General features: G+C 43.8%; 16 protein-coding genes. 13 read left to right on the forward strand and 3 right to left on the reverse strand.

Annotated elements, in window-relative coordinates:
- The first annotated feature begins 2 nt into the window (after window positions 1-2).
- Genes ACFYU8_RS03420 through ACFYU8_RS03430 form a run of 3 tightly spaced genes read left to right on the forward strand, consistent with a single transcriptional unit; the run spans window position 3 to window position 2181 of the window.
- Complete coding sequence (locus tag ACFYU8_RS03420) at window positions 3-476, forward strand: (2Fe-2S)-binding protein (RefSeq protein WP_390295807.1); 474 nt, start codon at window positions 3-5, stop codon at window positions 474-476.
- Between the two features lie 42 nt (window positions 477-518).
- The gene (locus ACFYU8_RS03425; RefSeq protein WP_390295805.1) at window positions 519-1574 is read left to right on the forward strand and encodes an XdhC family protein; all 1056 of its coding nucleotides are present in this window, start codon (window positions 519-521) and stop codon (window positions 1572-1574) included.
- Window positions 1561-2181 (forward strand): nucleotidyltransferase family protein, encoded by a 621-nt coding sequence (locus ACFYU8_RS03430; protein ID WP_390295803.1) that lies wholly within the window; start codon window positions 1561-1563, stop codon window positions 2179-2181. Before ACFYU8_RS03425 ends, ACFYU8_RS03430 begins: the two co-directional genes overlap by 14 nt.
- On the opposite strand, the gene ACFYU8_RS03435 is transcribed toward ACFYU8_RS03430, so the two are convergent.
- Entirely contained in the window at window positions 2154-3062 is a 909-nt protein-coding gene (locus ACFYU8_RS03435) for an FUSC family protein (RefSeq protein WP_390295801.1), read from the reverse strand. The genes ACFYU8_RS03430 and ACFYU8_RS03435 overlap by 28 nt on opposite strands.
- A 172-nt stretch (window positions 3063-3234) precedes the next feature.
- On the opposite strand from ACFYU8_RS03435, the gene ACFYU8_RS03440 reads away from it, so the two are divergent.
- The 4 genes from ACFYU8_RS03440 (at window position 3235) to ACFYU8_RS03455 (ending at window position 8260) form a co-directional block, all read left to right on the forward strand.
- Entirely contained in the window at window positions 3235-3666 is a 432-nt protein-coding gene (locus ACFYU8_RS03440; protein ID WP_390295799.1) for a ribosomal maturation YjgA family protein, read from the forward strand.
- Window positions 3667-3799: 133 nt separating this feature from the next.
- Window positions 3800-4369 (forward strand): cupin domain-containing protein, encoded by a 570-nt coding sequence (locus ACFYU8_RS03445; protein ID WP_390295797.1) that lies wholly within the window; start codon window positions 3800-3802, stop codon window positions 4367-4369.
- A gap of 153 nt (window positions 4370-4522) precedes the next feature.
- Complete coding sequence (locus ACFYU8_RS03450) at window positions 4523-6343, forward strand: PAS domain S-box protein (RefSeq protein ID WP_390295795.1); 1821 nt, start codon at window positions 4523-4525, stop codon at window positions 6341-6343.
- Window positions 6344-7513: 1170 nt separating this feature from the next.
- Window positions 7514-8260 (forward strand): class I SAM-dependent methyltransferase, encoded by a 747-nt coding sequence (locus tag ACFYU8_RS03455; RefSeq protein WP_391365314.1) that lies wholly within the window; start codon window positions 7514-7516, stop codon window positions 8258-8260.
- Window positions 8261-8817: 557 nt separating this feature from the next.
- Here ACFYU8_RS03455 and ACFYU8_RS03460 read toward each other — a convergent pair.
- Window positions 8818-9768, reverse strand: coding sequence for a DMT family transporter (locus tag ACFYU8_RS03460; protein WP_390295791.1), 951 nt, complete (start codon window positions 9766-9768; stop codon window positions 8818-8820).
- A gap of 115 nt (window positions 9769-9883) precedes the next feature.
- On the opposite strand from ACFYU8_RS03460, the gene ACFYU8_RS03465 reads away from it, so the two are divergent.
- On the forward strand, window positions 9884-10750 hold the full coding sequence (locus tag ACFYU8_RS03465) for a LysR family transcriptional regulator (protein WP_390295789.1): 867 nt from the start codon (window positions 9884-9886) through the stop codon (window positions 10748-10750).
- 400 nt (window positions 10751-11150) lie between these two features.
- Here ACFYU8_RS03465 and ACFYU8_RS03470 read toward each other — a convergent pair whose 3' ends face one another.
- Window positions 11151-12368 (reverse strand): MFS transporter, encoded by a 1218-nt coding sequence (locus ACFYU8_RS03470; RefSeq protein WP_390295787.1) that lies wholly within the window; start codon window positions 12366-12368, stop codon window positions 11151-11153.
- A 540-nt stretch (window positions 12369-12908) separates the two neighbouring features.
- Here ACFYU8_RS03470 and ACFYU8_RS03475 point away from each other — a divergent pair.
- The 5 genes from ACFYU8_RS03475 to ACFYU8_RS03495 all read left to right on the forward strand — a co-directional run bounded on the left by ACFYU8_RS03475 (window position 12909) and on the right by ACFYU8_RS03495 (window position 18009).
- Window positions 12909-14003: a sensor histidine kinase gene (locus ACFYU8_RS03475; RefSeq protein ID WP_390297311.1), complete on the forward strand. Its 1095-nt coding sequence runs from the start codon at window positions 12909-12911 to the stop codon at window positions 14001-14003.
- Window positions 13978-14622, forward strand: a complete 645-nt coding sequence (locus ACFYU8_RS03480) for a response regulator (RefSeq protein WP_390295785.1) — start codon at window positions 13978-13980, stop codon at window positions 14620-14622. Before ACFYU8_RS03475 ends, ACFYU8_RS03480 begins: the two co-directional genes overlap by 26 nt.
- A gap of 133 nt (window positions 14623-14755) precedes the next feature.
- The gene (locus ACFYU8_RS03485) at window positions 14756-15955 is read left to right on the forward strand and encodes an FAD/NAD(P)-binding oxidoreductase (RefSeq protein ID WP_390295783.1); all 1200 of its coding nucleotides are present in this window, start codon (window positions 14756-14758) and stop codon (window positions 15953-15955) included.
- Window positions 15956-15988: 33 nt separating this feature from the next.
- A complete protein-coding gene (locus tag ACFYU8_RS03490; protein ID WP_390295780.1) occupies window positions 15989-16564 on the forward strand; it encodes a helical membrane plugin domain-containing protein in 576 nt (191 codons plus the stop codon).
- Between the two features lie 26 nt (window positions 16565-16590).
- The gene (locus tag ACFYU8_RS03495) at window positions 16591-18009 is read left to right on the forward strand and encodes a rhodanese-like domain-containing protein (RefSeq protein WP_390295778.1); all 1419 of its coding nucleotides are present in this window, start codon (window positions 16591-16593) and stop codon (window positions 18007-18009) included.
- The last annotated feature ends 13 nt before the right edge of the window (window positions 18010-18022 follow it).

Here is an 18022-nt window from a genome sequence, read left to right on the forward strand (position 1 = left end):
GCATGTTATCGCATAAGATTACCATGTATCCTATTGAATTCGAAGTGAATGGGGCAAAACAAACCATTCATGGAAGAGCGGCTGATATTCTCTTATACACACTTCGAGACAAATTGGGACTCACGGGTAGTAAATCTGGCTGCGATAACGGCGACTGCGGCTCGTGTACGATTTTGGTAGACGGCGTAACCATGAAAGCGTGCCTGATGCTCACCGTGGAGGCGAGTGGGAAGCGCATTACTACGATTGAGGGTTTGAGAAACTCACCGGTTCAACATGCTTTTGTTCAAAATCAGGCATTCCAATGCGGTTACTGTACATCCGGCTTTATTATGAACTGTGAAGGGCTACGGAATACTCACCCACAAGCAGATGAGGAAACCATCAAAGTCTGGCTCGAATCCAACATTTGTAGATGCATGTCCTATGAAGAAATTCACAATGCGGTGAAGGACGTTTTTACACCCCAAAAATAAGGATAGGTCCTGCTGCCTTTGGTAGCCCAAGGAGGGGAGAGGTTGGAGGAAATCCATCGTATTTTGGAAACCATTCAACGTACCGATCTAAGAAGCGTGCTAGCGACGATTACCCAAGTCGAAGGGAGCGCCTATCGTCGAGAAGGTGTCTCCATGCTGTTTCTGGAAGGTGGTTCCCAAATTGGGGTAGTAAGCGCCGGCTGTTTGGAGGCTCATCTTGCGTCTTTCGTACCTGATATTTTGGAAGCAGGCGTTTCTCGCAGTTTCTTATTCGACATGCAATCATCGGAGATTTTGTCCTGGGGGGAAGAACAAGGGTGTGGCGGTGTCGTTCATGTAGCAATGGAGCCGATTCATGATACTTTACTGGATCATTTATGTACATTGAAGCATTACTTAGATCAACAAACCGTGGTCATGCACGTTAAAAGATTAGGCTCTGACGGCTCTGTTACCGATTATGCTTTCTTGACCGAAAATCTTCAGCTGTTTGGGGAATGGAGAGGAGAATTTCCTCAGGCACTTGTAGATATGATATCGACCAAGTCAGAGCCTTCCTGTACGAGCGGCATAAGATTTGTCCCAACTATCCAATCCGATGTTTTCGTACATCGGTATGACCCACAACCGCGTCTGATCATATTTGGTGCGGGACCTGATTCGAGACCGCTTGCTGCATTGGCGGCAGCCACCGGCTTTTCCGTAATCGTCTCTGATTGGAGACCCGCTTTATGCGACCGACGCTATTTTCCAGATGCTACGTCTTTTATTTTGGGGTTTCCGGAGGAAGCGATACGTGCCATTCAATTTTCTCCCTTCGATTATGTAGTTGTGATGACTCATTATTTTAAAAAGGATCAACAGCTGCTTCGACTTCTTTCTGATCGGCAGCTTCGTTATGTTGGAATTTTGGGATCGAAAAGGAGAACGGAACGTATGCTATCAGGCTTACAGATTCCGATGAACGTTCACTTTCCTGTAGGACTCGCCATAGGAGCTGAGGGGCCGGAGGAAATTGCTGTCAGTATTCTGGCAGAGCTGATATCTGTCCGTAGAAAAAAACGTAAGCAAGAAAGTAGTTCCCATGAATCCGGATAAAATCGTGGGTATATATTTGGCGGCGGGAAAAAGTACTCGAATGGGTTCGGATAAGCTTCGCCTTCCATTGGGCTCTATGCATTTGGGAAATTATGCTTTGGCAGCGGCCTTACACTCCAAATTGGAATATGTCGCAATCGTATCTAGCGACGTTACGGCAGATTGGATCGATCGTACCTTTTATCAGGAGTCCATTCATCGGAAATGGGCCATATTTCACTGCTCGGAAGCGCACTTGGGGCAATCGCACTCCCTGCGTTGCGGTGTAGCGGCTGCACAAGCGATGAACGCGGCAGCTGTTATGATTTTGTTAGCGGATCAACCATTGATTACGACAGCGATGATCAATGAACTGCTATTTCACTATCAGGCTACGACCAACGTTGGGTTCCTAGCCTCGAGGCATGACGGTTTGGCGAGACCGCCCGTTATTTTTGCTAGGCAGATGTTCCCTGACCTGCTGCGATTGGAGAACGACCAAGGAGCGAGGCAGCTCATCCGAAAAGGTACCTCGGGAGTATCCATCGATTTTACAAGCTCGGACTTATTCACGGATGTCGATACGGCTGAAGATTACAGTCATTTATTAGAACGCTGGAAATCTTGAATCACTTGCTCAGCGTTCATATATAACCCAGCCGGGTATAGAGAATTTTGCATATGGTCAGGAGATTTTATATGCGGAGTGGATTCCGGGGTAGTGGAGCTAGAAGTTCCGGGCTCATCCAATCCGTTTTTCCATTGTTGAATCAACTTCGCTAACCCGCTACGTGTCCATACTTGTTGATTCTCCATCGCAAAATCGCCACTTTCAGACCATTTCGTAAAAACTCGTATCATATTGACTAGATTGGCATATCCCGACCGAAGCAGTTCCATTTGCTGAGTCAATGGTTTCAAAGCAGCGCGTTTTTTTGTGCCAAATGGATTGTAACGCAAGCCCTTCTCTGCTTTATCCACCTCAGTTGTCGCCTGATGAAGCTCCTGAAATAGGGATTGCAATTTTGTTTGCAAAGCTTGGGCTTTATTGGCGGGACAGCCTTCATTAATCCAAGCCGCAGTCTGTTTAAAATGATTAGATAGCTGATCAGAGAAATGGATCATCTTTTTGCGGGATTTGTGAACGGAATCGGGAGGGAATAATATGATATGGATGACAATAGCGACTACCGCTCCAATAATCGTATCGCGTATACGATCTAGAGAATAAGTCGGCATTTTGCTTTGAAAGTACATGACCAATAAGATGCTAAGAGCAACTTGCACCAAGATGGCATGATCCCATTTCACCCACGTTACGATCAGAACGCCGACAAATAAGAGGAGGCCGATACTCCAACCGTCTGTAACGATCAAAGGCGTTATCCATACGGTAAACAGGACACCGACAATGGTCCCCAAAACACGCTGCCAGGCAAATTGTAAGGATTTGTCGAGCGATAATTGAATGGATAAAATGACCGTCAGAGGAGCCAGATATGGCTCCATGAACATGAACCCCTGGCTCCGTAGGTAAAATCTCTACCATTTCCTTTATTTTTCCTTTACCCTAGTGGTTAGGATAATCAAGTACGGTTTTCATATTCACTTGAGCTTCGAAGCAATCTTGTCGTAATTGAGGTTAGAATGTGTAGCCGTTACACTGGAGGTATAGGGGAACATGAAAAAGCATTTGGACAAGTATAACGAGAGCTCCGAGCGAAGGAGAGCCCGAATTGTCTATATTCTGGCCGTTTTCGCTGCTATCGTGTTGGGCTTAGGGTCCAGAGTGTTCGCCGACCGTCTGCCTGTCTTTGTAGCTGAACATTTTGGCGATGCCTTATGGGCATCCATGATCTACTTCGGCTTTCGCGCTTGCTTTACGCATAAGAAGATTTTTTTCGCGTTGTGGTGCAGCATCGCGTTTTGCTTTGTGATCGAGTTCAGCCAGTTGTACCAGGCGGTTTGGATCAATCAGATCCGGGGGACAACCCTTGGAGCGTTGGTATTAGGTAAAGGCTTTTTGGTGGAAGATCTCGTGCGGTATAGTGCTGGAATTACCTTCTCTTCGTTGCTTGACCTGGCTTGTACTTTGCGCAAGCGTTCTTCCTAGTGACTATACCCTAATATTCACAACGCAACTGAATGTGAAGAACCATCTGAAATTGCTCTTCAGATTAGTTACCTGTCAGTAGGTAACCACATAGGCTAAAGGGTAAAACCTTTACACTGGAGGGGAGATTGAAATGTACAACAACTCTTACCATTACTATCAATGGTATTATCCCGTGCTTGCCGGATGGAATAACAACCATTTTCACTATGGGTGGAGTCCTCATTATTACAGCTGGAGCCATGCGAATGGGAATAGATACGGGAATCGTTATCAGAATACCATCGAATTGAGAGATTATGGACCAAAGCCATTCGTCGTGAACATTGAGCAAGCTACAAAGCAAAACAGCACGTTCCGTACGGCATTATGGACAGGGAAGCACTTGCAGGTGACGCTGATGAGCATAAATGTTGGAGACGACATTGGTTTAGAAATTCATCCGAATACGGATCAATTCATCCGAGTGGAAGAAGGTCAAGGTCTTGTTCGGATGGGGGATCGCAAAGATCATTTAGATTTTGAACAAAGGGTCAATGATAACGATGCCATCATGATCCCTGCGGGCACATGGCACAATGTCATCAATACGGGTAATACGCCGCTTAAAGTATATTCCATCTACGCGCCACCTCATCATCCATTTGGCACCGTTCATGAGACGAAAGCCAGTGCCATGGCTTCTGAGCAAAGCCCTCAATAAGAATCGAGTCGATAGGAAATGGTGTCAGAATATCCCGCTCCGTTTTAGGGGGCGGTATCTTTTTAGTAGGATAGATATTTTCTCAAGGATATTTTCAATGAACATAGAATATTAACGTTATTCACACTCTTCGTTTAAGGAAGGTATAAACCTATGGATAAAGAAGCTCTGCGAATCAACCTTAGACAAGAACAGATCAACATGAAAGAGCTGCTTCAGTCACTTGTTGAAACGACTACAGACGCCATTTCAATTAGGGACATGCAGGGTAATATACTTTTTGTGAATAGTGCTTTTGAAAAAATCTATGGTTGGACATATCAAGACCTCCTGAATGACCCGTACTGTCTCGTACCTGAAAATCTCATAAACGAGACAAAGGAAATTTTCCACGAGATTAAATTTGAAGGGAAAAATATTACGGGTTATGAGACTGTGCGTCAACGAAAAAATGGTCAAATCGTTCAGGTTGGTCTAACTGCTTCCCCTATAAGGGATACAGAAGGTAGTATCGTAGGCACTTCAGTCATCGCCAGAGATATTACGGACCGCAAAATGGCTGAAGAAGCACTTGTGAATAGCGAGGCAAAGTACCGCATCCTTGTAGAAAATACGAGCGATGTCATTTGTCAACATGATGTACACATGAATAATCTTTTTGTATCTCCTTCTATCGAGCAGCACTTGGGATATACACCGGATGAATTTCTTCAAACGAATAGTTTTGATCTCATTCACCCCGAGGATGTAAAAATCGTGAAAGATCTGCGTACTTTAATCTCTACGCATCCCCAAAATGTTCAAATGGAGATCAGATTACGCCATAAAAATGGATCATGGGTGTATTGGGAGTCGCGTTGTGTTCCAATCATGTCTGAGAACAAAGAGGTTGAAAGCTTTCTATTCGTTTCACGCAATATCACCGAGAGAAAACAGTCTGAGGAAGCTTTACGCAAGAGCGAAGAGCAGTATAGATTCATTGCTGAACACACAGCCGACTTCATCTCCGTTATTGATAAGGACGGTCACGTATCGTATAGTTCACCTTCACATCTGAAGAAATTAGGTACGAGCCAAATTATCATTGAAAACATACATCCAGAAGATGCATCACTCGTCTATGAGCGATTTTCCACTATGCTTCAATTTCATATACCCATTACATGTGAGTATCGATACAAACGGGTAAACGAGAAATGGATCTACCTCGAATCAAAAGGAATGCCTTTTTTCAGCTCGGATGGCGAAAGTCAGTACTTCATCAACGTTACACGTGATATTACGGAAAGGAAGCAAAACGAAGAACTTCTCAGGAGAACAGAGAAGCTGTCAGTAGTTGGTGAATTGGCTGCAAGTATCGCGCATGAAATAAGGAATCCTCTCACGTCATTAAAGGGCTTCATTCAGTATTTACGGCCTACACTGTCGGAGGTCTCTACTTATACAGACATTATGTTGTCAGAGCTAGATCGAATCAACTTTATCGTGAGTGAGCTGCTAGTATTGGCCAAACCGCAAACTCTTCATGTGAAGCGGATTCTTTTACACCCACTCATTGAAAGTGTGGTAAAGTTTCTCGAATCAGAAGCGAATCTAAACAACATTACGATTAACACAATATTCAGCCATATACCGATAGCGATTAATGGGGAAGAAAATCAAATAAAACAAGTCTTTATCAATATACTGAAGAATTCACTGGATGCTATCACGGCAGTTGGCGAAATCCGCATAGAAACGACATGTCTACGTGATAATCACGTGCTGATTCGCTTTACCGATAATGGATGTGGCATTTCCCAGGAGTTGCTGTCCAGGCTCGGCGAACCATTTTATACCACGAAAGAGAAAGGGACAGGCTTAGGTTTACTTATCAGCAATAAAATAATGAAAGATCATCAAGGCAGCATCACCATTTCAAGTGAGCTCAACAAAGGAACCATCGTGGATATCATGTTACCCATTTCGAAATAAGAAGGTGAACCTTGTGAATTTGCGAATAGTGGGCCACCTTGGAGCTATCACAAGAAAATATAGCGTTAGACCGAGGTTGTTGATCCTATACGGTTTTTGAATAGCAAAATCGGCAGCCTCTGTATAATAAGTTTTAGACTGACCCCGTAAAAGAAGCAGCGGCGGACTAGGACTCGAAAATAAAGTCTTGGTCACAGGCTGGATTGTATTTCCAGTATGGCTCATTTGATTTATATAGAGGTGTACCAACAAAATGCGGAAAACCCCGGTGCTAAGATAATTTTTGAATGAAAAGCATCAGTTCTTATATTTTCCAACTTCCTATTGGGAATATCATGCTTATGCAATGTAAATAATTATCTTGACTTTATGGGCGGCCACCAACATTTTAACGAAAAATATACGCTAAGCACGTTCAGGCGCATTAAAAGCAGATTTTTCCTACTCTAAGCCGAATGTCCACTAAACATCATTAGCGGTCATCAAGCTGTTGAAAGTAGGCTTGTTATGTCCGCTAATGCTATGCGTATAAAACAGTTAAATGTTGGCCCTACCCCCCATATAAAGGAGATGATTTTCTTGGAAAATAATAACAACAGCAATAACAGCGGCTCGGGGAACCAGGATCCAAAGTCAGAGCCTTCGACAGGGTCTACGACACCTACGACACCTACGACACCGACCCCGGAGCCTGGAGGAGGTTTAATACCGAAACCTGGCCCTGGAGGAGGTACAATACCGACACCTCCGACACCGTCTCGATAATTGTCCACAGATGAACAAAACACGCTTTTGTTCATTTGTAACCCGTTCTAAGCATGAAAGGAGCCTCTGGGGGCTCCTTTCATTATTTAATCCATATTCTTCTAACAAGCGAACTTAGTACTAGACTGAGAAATAAAGTGTTAGACTGGCGGCCAGTTATTTAACGAACGGGCAGGAAAGCATAGTGATTATCGACTTGAAAAGTAGTTAAATTGTCGAAGAAAAGGTAAAATACTACTGTCAAGTGCGATGAATGGCGATAGGGCTTTCGATTATCCTTTCTGTGTCTATATAAACACATTTTCTTATGGAAATTATTTTTCCTCAACACAACATTCTGTTTGTTTTATTCAATAGATTCATTTTTGGTAGTTCGAAATGTTATAACAAGAAATGAAAGGGGGAATGACGTTGATTGAACATAGCAATCTTGAAGAATATCAAGACCCGGTAAATTACGATCTTGAATTTGGCGGTGAAATGGACAAATATCAGTTCTATCTTGAGCTTGCTAGATTGAGTCCTGGGGAAGTATTAGAACTTGCTTGTGGTACTGGCTTAACAACGATACCTCTGTCGAAAGCAGGCATAACGATTACCGGTGTTGATATCTCTTCAGCGATGCTCGCATATGCGCGGTTGAAGGCGGAAGGGTTGACTGTTACTTTTTTGGAAGGTGATGCCCGTACCTTCGAATCGGACAAGCGATTTTCGATGATTTATTTGACTGGTAATGCATTTCAGGCATTCTTAAGTGATCAAGATCAAATCGATTTGCTCACGACCGTTCACAAACATTTACAACCCCATGGAATCTTTTCATTCGAGACCCGTAATCCGGAGGGGACGGATTTATCCGATCAAGAGGAGACAGAATGGGGATCATTTATTGATAAGGATGGGAATAACGTCAAGGTATCAGGCACACAATGTTACGATGCTAGCCAGCATATCATGCATTGGGTCACGATGCGTGATTGGGGGTATAAGCGAACGACTTCCCGAATTGCTTGTCGGTTCACGGATCAGGATACGCTGCATTCTTTATTAACCCGTCACGGCTTTCGCGTCGAACATCAATATGCTGACTGGGATAAAACGCCGTTCTCTCCGTCATCTTCATCTATCATTAGCGTTTGTAGGAAATGTTAGGAGAGACGTAATGCATTGCAATAGAAATAATCCCCTCAGGTCGAGGGGATTTTTAGATGGATTATCCGTACTATACACCGAGAAGATAAAAGTATTCATGTTAAGCTAACGGGGTCGATAGTTCAATAAACCCAGCCAGTCTAACACTTTATTTTCGTGTTTTGGCTGGCCTTTTTGTATGGAAGGATTGAATAGTCTACTACTTTATTTTCTCTGAACAACGGCGCATGGTGCTCATGATGAAGTCTTGCTGCTCAGTAGTAAGTTGGCGCATGGCAAGGTCCCGGTAGGTTACATCCTCAATATGCATGCTCCTGTTCCCTCCAAGACCAGTATTTAGTCAAAAAATATAACTTCTTCTCAGACAAAGCCAAAGGTAGGTAGAATTACTGTTCGGTGAAAATGTAGTTTTAGACTGATTAATAAAGTATTGGACTGGATAATAAAGTTGTAGACTGGCAGTTGCTTTAAGCTAAAGGGCAGGATAGTTCAATAACGACATTTGTTCGACCTTTCCCGATTACTCACACACACTAGTTTGTGAAAAATCTCTTTTTCTAGGATTCTCCGGTTGCACGTTGATCGGCTGCTTCCGTACGAATCTGTGCGGTGACAGGTATTTTAGTCTCTTTCTGTTTTAAGCCAAACATATTCGTCTGACTGTAAACTGTACCAATAATAACAAAGAGTGCGCCGATATAATGAAAGTTGGTTATTGTTTCACCAAGAAAAATGGCAGATAACATATATCCGAAAATAGGTGTTAGAAATAAAAAATTATTTGCTCTGACAGGGTCTTCTTTCAATAAGGAGAACCAAAGCAACATCGCAATAATTGAAACAACAATCACCTGCCAGATAAGCCCAAATCCAAAGTAGAAATCGAGATGAAAGTAGTAGTCAGGTTCTAATAAAAACGAAAGCGGCATAGCCATTGCACTACCTAAAATAATCTGCCAGGTGTTTACTACAATTCCGGGCAATCTCATTTGTGTTTTACTAAAGTAAATGCTTCCGACCCCCATTGAAAAAACACCAATTCCCAATGTAATGAAACCGAATAAAGTTCCATTAATATCGTTTATATAGGGATATAGGGCAATTCCTAGGCCTAACGCAGAGAGACACATTCCCACTAACTCATTTCTTTTGATGGTTCTGTTTAAAAATATGGAGGAAAGAAAAGCAACAATAAACGGATTGAAAGTGAGTAATAAATTAAAAATGCTTGAATCTACATGGTCAAGGGATAAGAAACAGCATCCCACATAAATAGTCGAATTAAGTAGTCCTAGAATAATTAGATTTCCCCATTCTTTCCCTTTTGGAAAAGGATACTTTTTGTTAGCGATATACACGATAGCAAATAGTATAATCCCTGCGAAAAACAATCTTATTGAAGCGAAAAGTAGTGGACTTGAAGAGACTAAACCTATTTTTGTAGCAATTGCCGCAGTAGCCCAAATAAACGCATAAAGGATTCCAGTAGTTGTTCTCAATGTAATCACAACCTTTAGAATAAGTCTTACACAGAGTATATGAGCTTGAAATCAATTAATAAAATTGATATTTTGAATCAAAATCATCATCTTTTTAGATGGATGTGAGGGGGAGCGAATCTTTGTGGAAATTCGGCATTTGGTTACCTTTATTGCGATCGTTGAGTTAGGCGGGTTCACCAAAGCGGCAAACCATCTTGGATATGCTCAATCAACCATTACTTCTCATATAAAGGCTTTGGAAACGGAACTAGGCCGCCCTTTATTTGATCGAATAGGAAAACAGGTAATTTTAACGGAAGTTGGAAAAAAACTGATGCCTCATGCCAAAAAGATGTTGGAAATTTATGACGGAATTAAAGAGGTAACTTCAATGGAAGGTGAAATTTCAGGTCATATCACCATTACGATTGCAGAATACCTATTACTCTATCGTTTTCCACCAATTTTTGAAGAATTTAAACGAAAATACCCTCATGTAAGTATAGAATGGCACCACGTCGATCCTTTAACATTTCAGGAAGAACTTTCAAATGGAAGTACAGATCTTGTCTTTATGTTAGGTAAACAAGTGAATAATTCGAACATGTATTGTGAAACGATAGTAGAAGAGCAAATGATGTTTTTATATCCCAACGATTTCAATATCAACAATCAATTGGATTTGAAAAAGAGCAGTTTGCTTGTTACAAATAAAGGTTGCAGTTATCGTACTCTTCTGGAACAGTTTGTAGAAAAATCCAACATAGGAATTCAAAGCAGCATTGAGTTCTGGAGTATCGAGTCAGTAAAACAATCAATTATTGGTGGCCTAGGAGTCTCGATATTGCCACGGATAACTGTGGAGAAAGAGTTGCGTGATCATAAGTTAATAGGCGAAACGTATGAAGAAACGCTTTTTACATTTATGTTGTATCCCAGAAACAAGTGGCTATCGCCGGCAGTAACAGAGTTTATTCATATCGTTAGAAAAAACGCGCAATTTTGGTAATATGGAGTTTGTTAAGAAACGATATAAAAAATGTACATGGGAAAAATCAGAAAAATATGGGGCACTGCAGGATCGTGCAATAAGTGGCTTTTCACAAAAACATGTGGATTTCTCCAGCTTTATCGGAGTTTATTCATATCACTTTGAAACATGCAAAAGGTTGGTCATAGATGAACTAACGGGTTCGATAGTTCAATGAGGCAGTCTATAACTTTATTATTCAGTTTAGATCCGTGGATAGCTTCATTCTGACGTATAGTCTAAAACCTATTTTTACTAGGCAGCTCATCCGATAAAAAATAAACAGCGCTACAATGGGCGCTGTCAGTCTACTACTTTATTTTTAGAGAACAATAGTTCGTCATCAATTTCAGAAGCAAGTACAAAAGAAAAAGGGTGCTCAAATTGAGTACCCTTTTTGACTTTGTTGCACTTTGCGTTCAGCTATATACGAACCGATTCCCAAAATCAGACCCAGTCCTACGAGCATAGCACCGACCCATGGGAGGGAGGTAATATCAAGATGAGTAATAACCCACCCCCCAATAAAAGCCCCAGCTGCATTTCCTAGATTTCCGGCAGAATGACTGGAGGTAGAAGCAAGCGCTGGTGCATTCTGAGCGAGGTTCATCACACACACTTGCAGCCCTGGAAATACAGCGAAAGAAGCAGCTCCCCATAGAAAAATGGTAATTACGGCAGCGATAGGGCTATATACGGTAAACGTAAACAGCGTGAGAATGATGCATATGGTCAAGTAAAGACCGAGTATGGAAGGCATCAGCTTCCAATCCGCAAGTTTTCCGCCGACGATATTGCCGATGGTCACTCCACAACCGAAGAGGACAAGAATCCACGTTACATGATACTCAGCAAAACCGGTAATTTGCGTCAACAGTGGCGTTATATACGTAAATACGGTGAAAAGACCTGCGTTGCCAAATGCTCCGATAAGGAGGTACAGAAGGAGCTTAGGCTTGAGAAGAGCAGTAATTTGCCCAGTGATACTCCCCGTATTTTTTTGCCGCATGTTTGGGACGAAAATAAGTATTCCGATCAGTGCTATGATTCCCATAATCGCAATAGAGCCAAATGAGGAGCGCCACCCCATATGTTGACCGATGAAAGTCCCCAGAGGTACACCAATGATATTGGCGATCGTTAGACCCGCCATCATAATGGAAACGGCTGCGGCACGTTTGTCAGGACTTACGAGACTGGAGGCTACAACAGCCCCAACTCCAAAGAATGTCCCATGCGTCAAAGCGGTTATCATGCGTGCCGCCATCAATATTGCATAGTTTGGAGCAAAAACAGAGATTCCGTTTCCGAGAATAAATAGAACCATAAGTAGACAGAGTAGCTTCTTTTGGGGAATTCGGTGGGTGAGGACTGTTAGTATTGGTGCACCGACGGCTACCCCAAGAGCATACATGGTAATGAGCTGACCCGCAGACGAGATACTAACATCCAAATCCTCTGCAACATTCGGCAGCAGACCCATGATAACAAATTCCGTCATTCCAATTGCAAAAGAGCCGACAGTAAGAGAGAGCAATGAGATAGAAGACTTTTCCTTGTTGACCTGTTTCTTGGTAGTAAGTTGAGATAATGCCATGATGTCAATACAACCTTTCTACAGAATGAAATCCGGTTTCCATTGTCGTTTGATAGTTGCGGGTAAAGATTACCTGTTCTCTATTGTTTAGTCAAGGCATTCTTCTTGGGTATATATGTAAAAAACTTTACATAACGATGCGAGAACTGATGCTTCAGGCAGGCGATGATCATTTTTGCCTATGAACGAAGCAACACTTCTGTTGGGTTACGATAAGACAGACGATTTTTTTGCTGAGGCTCAATCGATCATTGAAGATAACTGTTATCTGTAAATCGTCGTTGGACACGTAGGAGAATATTCATGTGGCAAGCCGAGTACATGCTAGGGGATGATACCTAGCCGTTACTCGGCTTTTTCATACGTAGATGCAATCAAAACCCAGTATCTATTTGATCATCATTTAGCGTCACATAAGATAGGGGAAGGTACCTATTTGAAAGGTGCTCCCGGTCTCTTACGATTAAATCATAGAAGAAATACGAGCAAAGATAGATGATCAGAAATGATCTGGAAGCCATTCAGTATGGAGGACCTATGATGGATCAATGTACCACTTTTTTTGAACGCTATGGTGATGAGGGGAAGGCAATGGATAACGGTTATCTGAAGCAAATCTTCGACCACTTGCAGGACGGGATTATTCTTATGGATCAGGAACGAAAAATTATGGTGATGAATCCATCCGCAGAAAAGATGACCGGATGGAAACGAGGAGAGAAGGTGCCGTACTGCTCCTACTGCCAAAACAGAAGGCTGGAAGATGGTGAAGAACGCTGTTATTTGCTCGCCAAACGGGAGGTTCCCTATTTTCTATCTGCAATGCCCACGTATGAAGGGGGGTACGTCGACATGGAGATGAGCACAGCTGTCATCTATGAAAATGGCGAGCAAAACATGCAGGATGTCCTTTTGGTCTTGAAAGATATGACGGTCAAGAAAAAAGAAGAGGAGGTCAGAATCTCCAAGCAGGTTCTGCAAAAAACGCTAGAAGCCCAGGAAAACGAACATAAGCGCCTGGCCCAGGAGCTGCACGACGGCGTAGGACAATCATTGTATTCCGTTTCAGTAGGCATTCAAGCCATTCAAGCGCGGATCAACCAGAAAGGACAATTTCGCGAATTCATGCAAGAGATCGTGAATGAGCTGGAAAAAGCGATACAAGACGTCAAGCTCTATTCTCTACAGCTGCGTCCGCATAGTCTCGATCAACTGGGACTGATCCCTACGGTTCGGCATCTTGTTTCTAACTTGAACAAAGCGCATCAGGATGTTTCCATTACCTTTTCCTACAGCAATGTCAGCGATCATTTTCAGCCAATCTTGGAAATTAATCTGTACCGTGTCATCCAAGAAGCTCTACATAATGCACTGAAATACGCGAAGGCGACACTCATTGAAGTCATCCTGTACAAGGAAGACGATCAACTGACTTTGCTGATTCAGGACAACGGAATCGGATTTGTTCGCGAACAGGTTCAGGTTGGTCTGGGACTCAAACATATGGAAGAACGAGTGGATCAGACGGAGGGGAGTCTTCAGATTCAGTCCGTCCTCCACGAAGGTACATCGATTAAGGTAACGGTACCGGGACAAGGGGGAGAGCAGTGTGATACGGGTGCTTTTGGTCGATGACCACACGATGATTCGGAAGGGTTTGCGTGTCCTTCTCGAAAGTTACTCTCAAATAAAAATTGTCGGAGAGAGTCATTCTGGCAGCGATGCCATCCTAAAAGCCACTCAGCTACAACCCGATGTGGTGCTGATGGATTTGTCACTGCCGAATGGGCTGGATGGGTTTACAGCGAGCAATGAGATTCGCAAGTCGAATCCTTTCGTGAAAATCGTCATATTGACCATGCATGACGAGGAGATTTTTGTCCAGAAGGCCATCAACGTCGGAGTCCATGGATACATTCTAAAAAACAGCCATGGCGAGCTGCTGTTTCAAGCCATTATGGAGGTGTGCAGAGGTAAGCGCTTTTACAAGACTTCCGTATCGGAAGAGATCATCAAACTATGGCTGAAATCAGATGCGAAAACATTGCCTTCTGTCTTAACGGTACGTGAAAAGGAGCTTGTCAGACTCATTGTGCTTGGCTATACCAATAAGGAAATCGCCGACAAGCTGTTGATCAGCGTCAAAACCGTGGAGAATCACAAAACGAATATCATGCAGAAGCTACAGCTCGACACCAAGCATCAATTGATCCAATATGCCATTAAAAATAGATATCTCGATCTGGCATTTTAATCGTCCAGATCGAAAAGTAGGGGACTTCCCCTATATGGAAAAAATGACAGAGAATTAAACTAAATGATAGAGACTGCACCTCTTGAACAATCATCCTACGTATGGAAACGATATCGTCGTCGAAGGAGGAAGCATGGCAAAACAAGTTCATTATTCCATTGTCATTGTGGGAGCAGGCTCAGCCGGTATCTCTGTTGCTGCCCGTATCGTCCGAGCTTCCAAAAAGCTCAAGGGACAAGTCGCCATCATTGATCCCGCATCCAAGCATTATTATCAGCCGTTGTGGACATTAGTCGGAGGTGGTGCCGCGAAAAAGGAGGAATCCGAGCGTGACCTCTCCTCTCTGATCCCCGCAGGCGTCGACTGGATTTGCGATGCGGTCACTATGTTTCAACCGGAACAGCATACGCTCAGTACGGAGCAGGGAACCATCTTTTCCTATGACTATCTCGTTGTTGCTGCTGGTCTGCAAATAGATTGGGATGGGGTAAAGGGCCTGAAGGATGCCGTTGGCAAGAACGGCGTTTGCAGCAACTACGCATATCACACGGTAGATAGTACATGGGAAGCCATCCGGAGTTTTCAAGGCGGCACTGCCATTTTTACACACCCGAATACACCCGTAAAGTGTGGCGGAGCTCCTCAGAAAATCATGTATCTGGCCGATGAGTATTTCCGCAAGCTACAGGTTCGCAACCAGTCAGAGATCATTTTTGCATCGGCAAAGGGCAGTATTTTTGACGTTCCCACGTATGCAAATACCCTCAATGACGTCATTCGTCGCAAAAACATCGAAACCAGATACAAGCAAAACCTCATAGAAGTGCGGGCGGATACCAAAGAAGCCGTATTCGAGAATCTGGACACCAACGAGCAGGAAGTATGGAAGTATGACTTGCTTCATGTGACCCCTCCCATGAAAGCACCCGATTTCGTTAAAAACAGTGCATTGGCAGACGCAGGAGGTTGGGTCGATGTCGATCCATATACGCTTGCGCACAAAAGATTCCCTACTATTTTTGGCATTGGCGATTGCGCGAATCTTCCTACTTCCAAAACCGGAGCTGCTATTCGCAAACAGGCGCCAGTCGTCGAGAAAAACCTGCTCGCGCTGATTAACGGTCATCCATTGGAGGCAAAGTACGACGGCTATACATCCTGCCCGCTCGTAACGGGGTACAACAAACTGGTACTGGCCGAATTTGATTACAACCAGATGCCGTGTGAAACATTTCCTTTTGACCAGTCTGAAGAGAGATTCAGTATGTACCTGATGAAAAGAGAACTGCTTCCCATTCTTTATTGGAATGGCATGTTAAAAGGTTTGATGTAAGGCGGCGTTGAAAGAGAGGAGGAGAGCAACATTTTGAAGGACAGAAAGGAACAGAGCAGCTCTGACATGTTTTGGGAAGATTTGTCTGATCCAGAAGTTCAGGAAGCAATCTCTATTTTGATCCGAAAGCTCCCGAAAATAAAAGATACCGTTCTGGCTGCTGAAGAGGGACTAGAAGTAGCGACATCGATCTTGCGTGATCAGGAATCACTTCGGTATCTGTTTGAGCGGGTGGATGGTCAACTGTCCCGTTTCTCAGTGGAAAAAGAATCGATAGACGCCTTGTTCACTTTGCTTGAGAAGTTGCCAAAGCTCGTTAAGTATGTCAGCGTTCTCGAACAAGCTGCTGATTTTCTGGAGAGTCTCGGAAACGATAAGCAATCACAGCAATACGTGCTTTCTGGTATGAAAGCGTATATCGCTCCCGTGTCCTCCCAAGTGGAGCACGGGGTGGCTGTCTTCCGGGAAGCAAAGGTAAGAGCCGAAGGTAAAAGCGAACCAGTTTCCGTATTTCGTCTTTTCAAGCTCATGAAGGATCCCACCGTCCAAAAAACCCTTCGCTTTACCCAATCGCTGCTCGAAGTACTCGAGGAAAAATCAAAGAAATAAGATACGTGTAAAAGGAGGATTGCATCATGTTATTGCGTTACTTTTATGATGAAAAGCTGGCACATGCATCTTATCTGGTCGGCTGCCAAAAAACCGGTGAGGCCATTGTGATTGATCCCAGCCGGAATCTGGCTCCGTATTTTCAAGTTGCCAAGGCAGAAGGCGTTTCCATTGTAGCTGCCACCGAAACGCACATTCACGCTGATTTTGTATCGGGTGCACGCGAACTGGGCGCAGTTCATCAAGCGAAGCTGTTTTTATCCAATGAGGGCGATGAAGATTGGAAATATCAATATTTGGAGGGTTTGAACCATCAGCTTGTCCACGATGGGGATCGCTTTTTTATCGGAAACTTGCTATTTGAAGTCATGCATACCCCTGGCCATACACCCGAAAGTATCTCCTTCCTTTTGACAGACCTCGGTGGTCATGCAGATCGGCCCATCGGGATCTTCACGGGAGATTTCGTCTTTGTCGGCGATGTCGGCAGACCGGACTTGCTCGAAAAAGCGGCGGGAATAATGGGAACATCCGATTCAGGTGCAAGAGCCATGTTCCAGTCTCTCCAAAAATTCAAGCAATTGCCGGATTATATGCAGGTATGGCCAGCTCATGGCGCAGGAAGTGCTTGCGGGAAAGCATTGGGGGCCGTACCGTCTTCTACCGTCGGTTATGAAAAGCTCTTTAACTGGGCAATGTCACACACCAATGAAGAGGAATTCGTCAATGCACTTCTGGATGGACAACCAGAGCCGCCAAAGTATTTTGCAGTGATGAAACGCGTGAATAAAGAAGGCCCTGCGTTGCTCAAGGAACTCCCTGTAGTCCAAGAGTTCAACTCGTTTGAATCGATAAAGGAATGGCTGGAAAACGGACAGATTCTCGATACGCGTCCGTTCCAGCAATTTGCGAAGGGACATTTGGATGGAACATTCCACATTCCTTTTAACAAGTCATTTGCCAACTGGGCGGGATGGACTGTCGATTACAATCGACCGGTTCATGTCATGGCTACCCCAGATGAGCTGAACGAGATTTTGCTGACCTTACATTCCGTTGGGATTGATCATGTCACGGGCTTTATCGACAGCGGCAAGCTAATGGAAAGGGAAGCGTCTTCGCTCGAGACAATCGAAGAGGTTACACCGTTGGAGATTGCAGAGAGGGTGGAAAAGGGAGAGGTTCACGTAGTAGATGTACGTAATCTCGCTGAGTGGAACGAAGGGCATATTCGGGATGCACAGCACATCATGCTCGGTATGCTCGCAATGCGGCTGGATGAGATTCCTCATGATAAGCCGCTTCTCGTACAGTGCCGTTCCGGTGCCCGATCTGCCATTGGAGCAAGCATTCTGAAGGCAAATGGATTCAAGGATGTAATGAATTTGAGCGGCGGAATCTTGAAATGGCAAAAGGACGGCTTGGCACTCGCAGAACGAGAATAAAACGAAGTGAGGC

It is taken from the genome of Brevibacillus sp. NPDC003359 (assembly GCF_042878995.1).
GTDB lineage: Bacteria > Bacillota > Bacilli > Brevibacillales > Brevibacillaceae > Brevibacillus.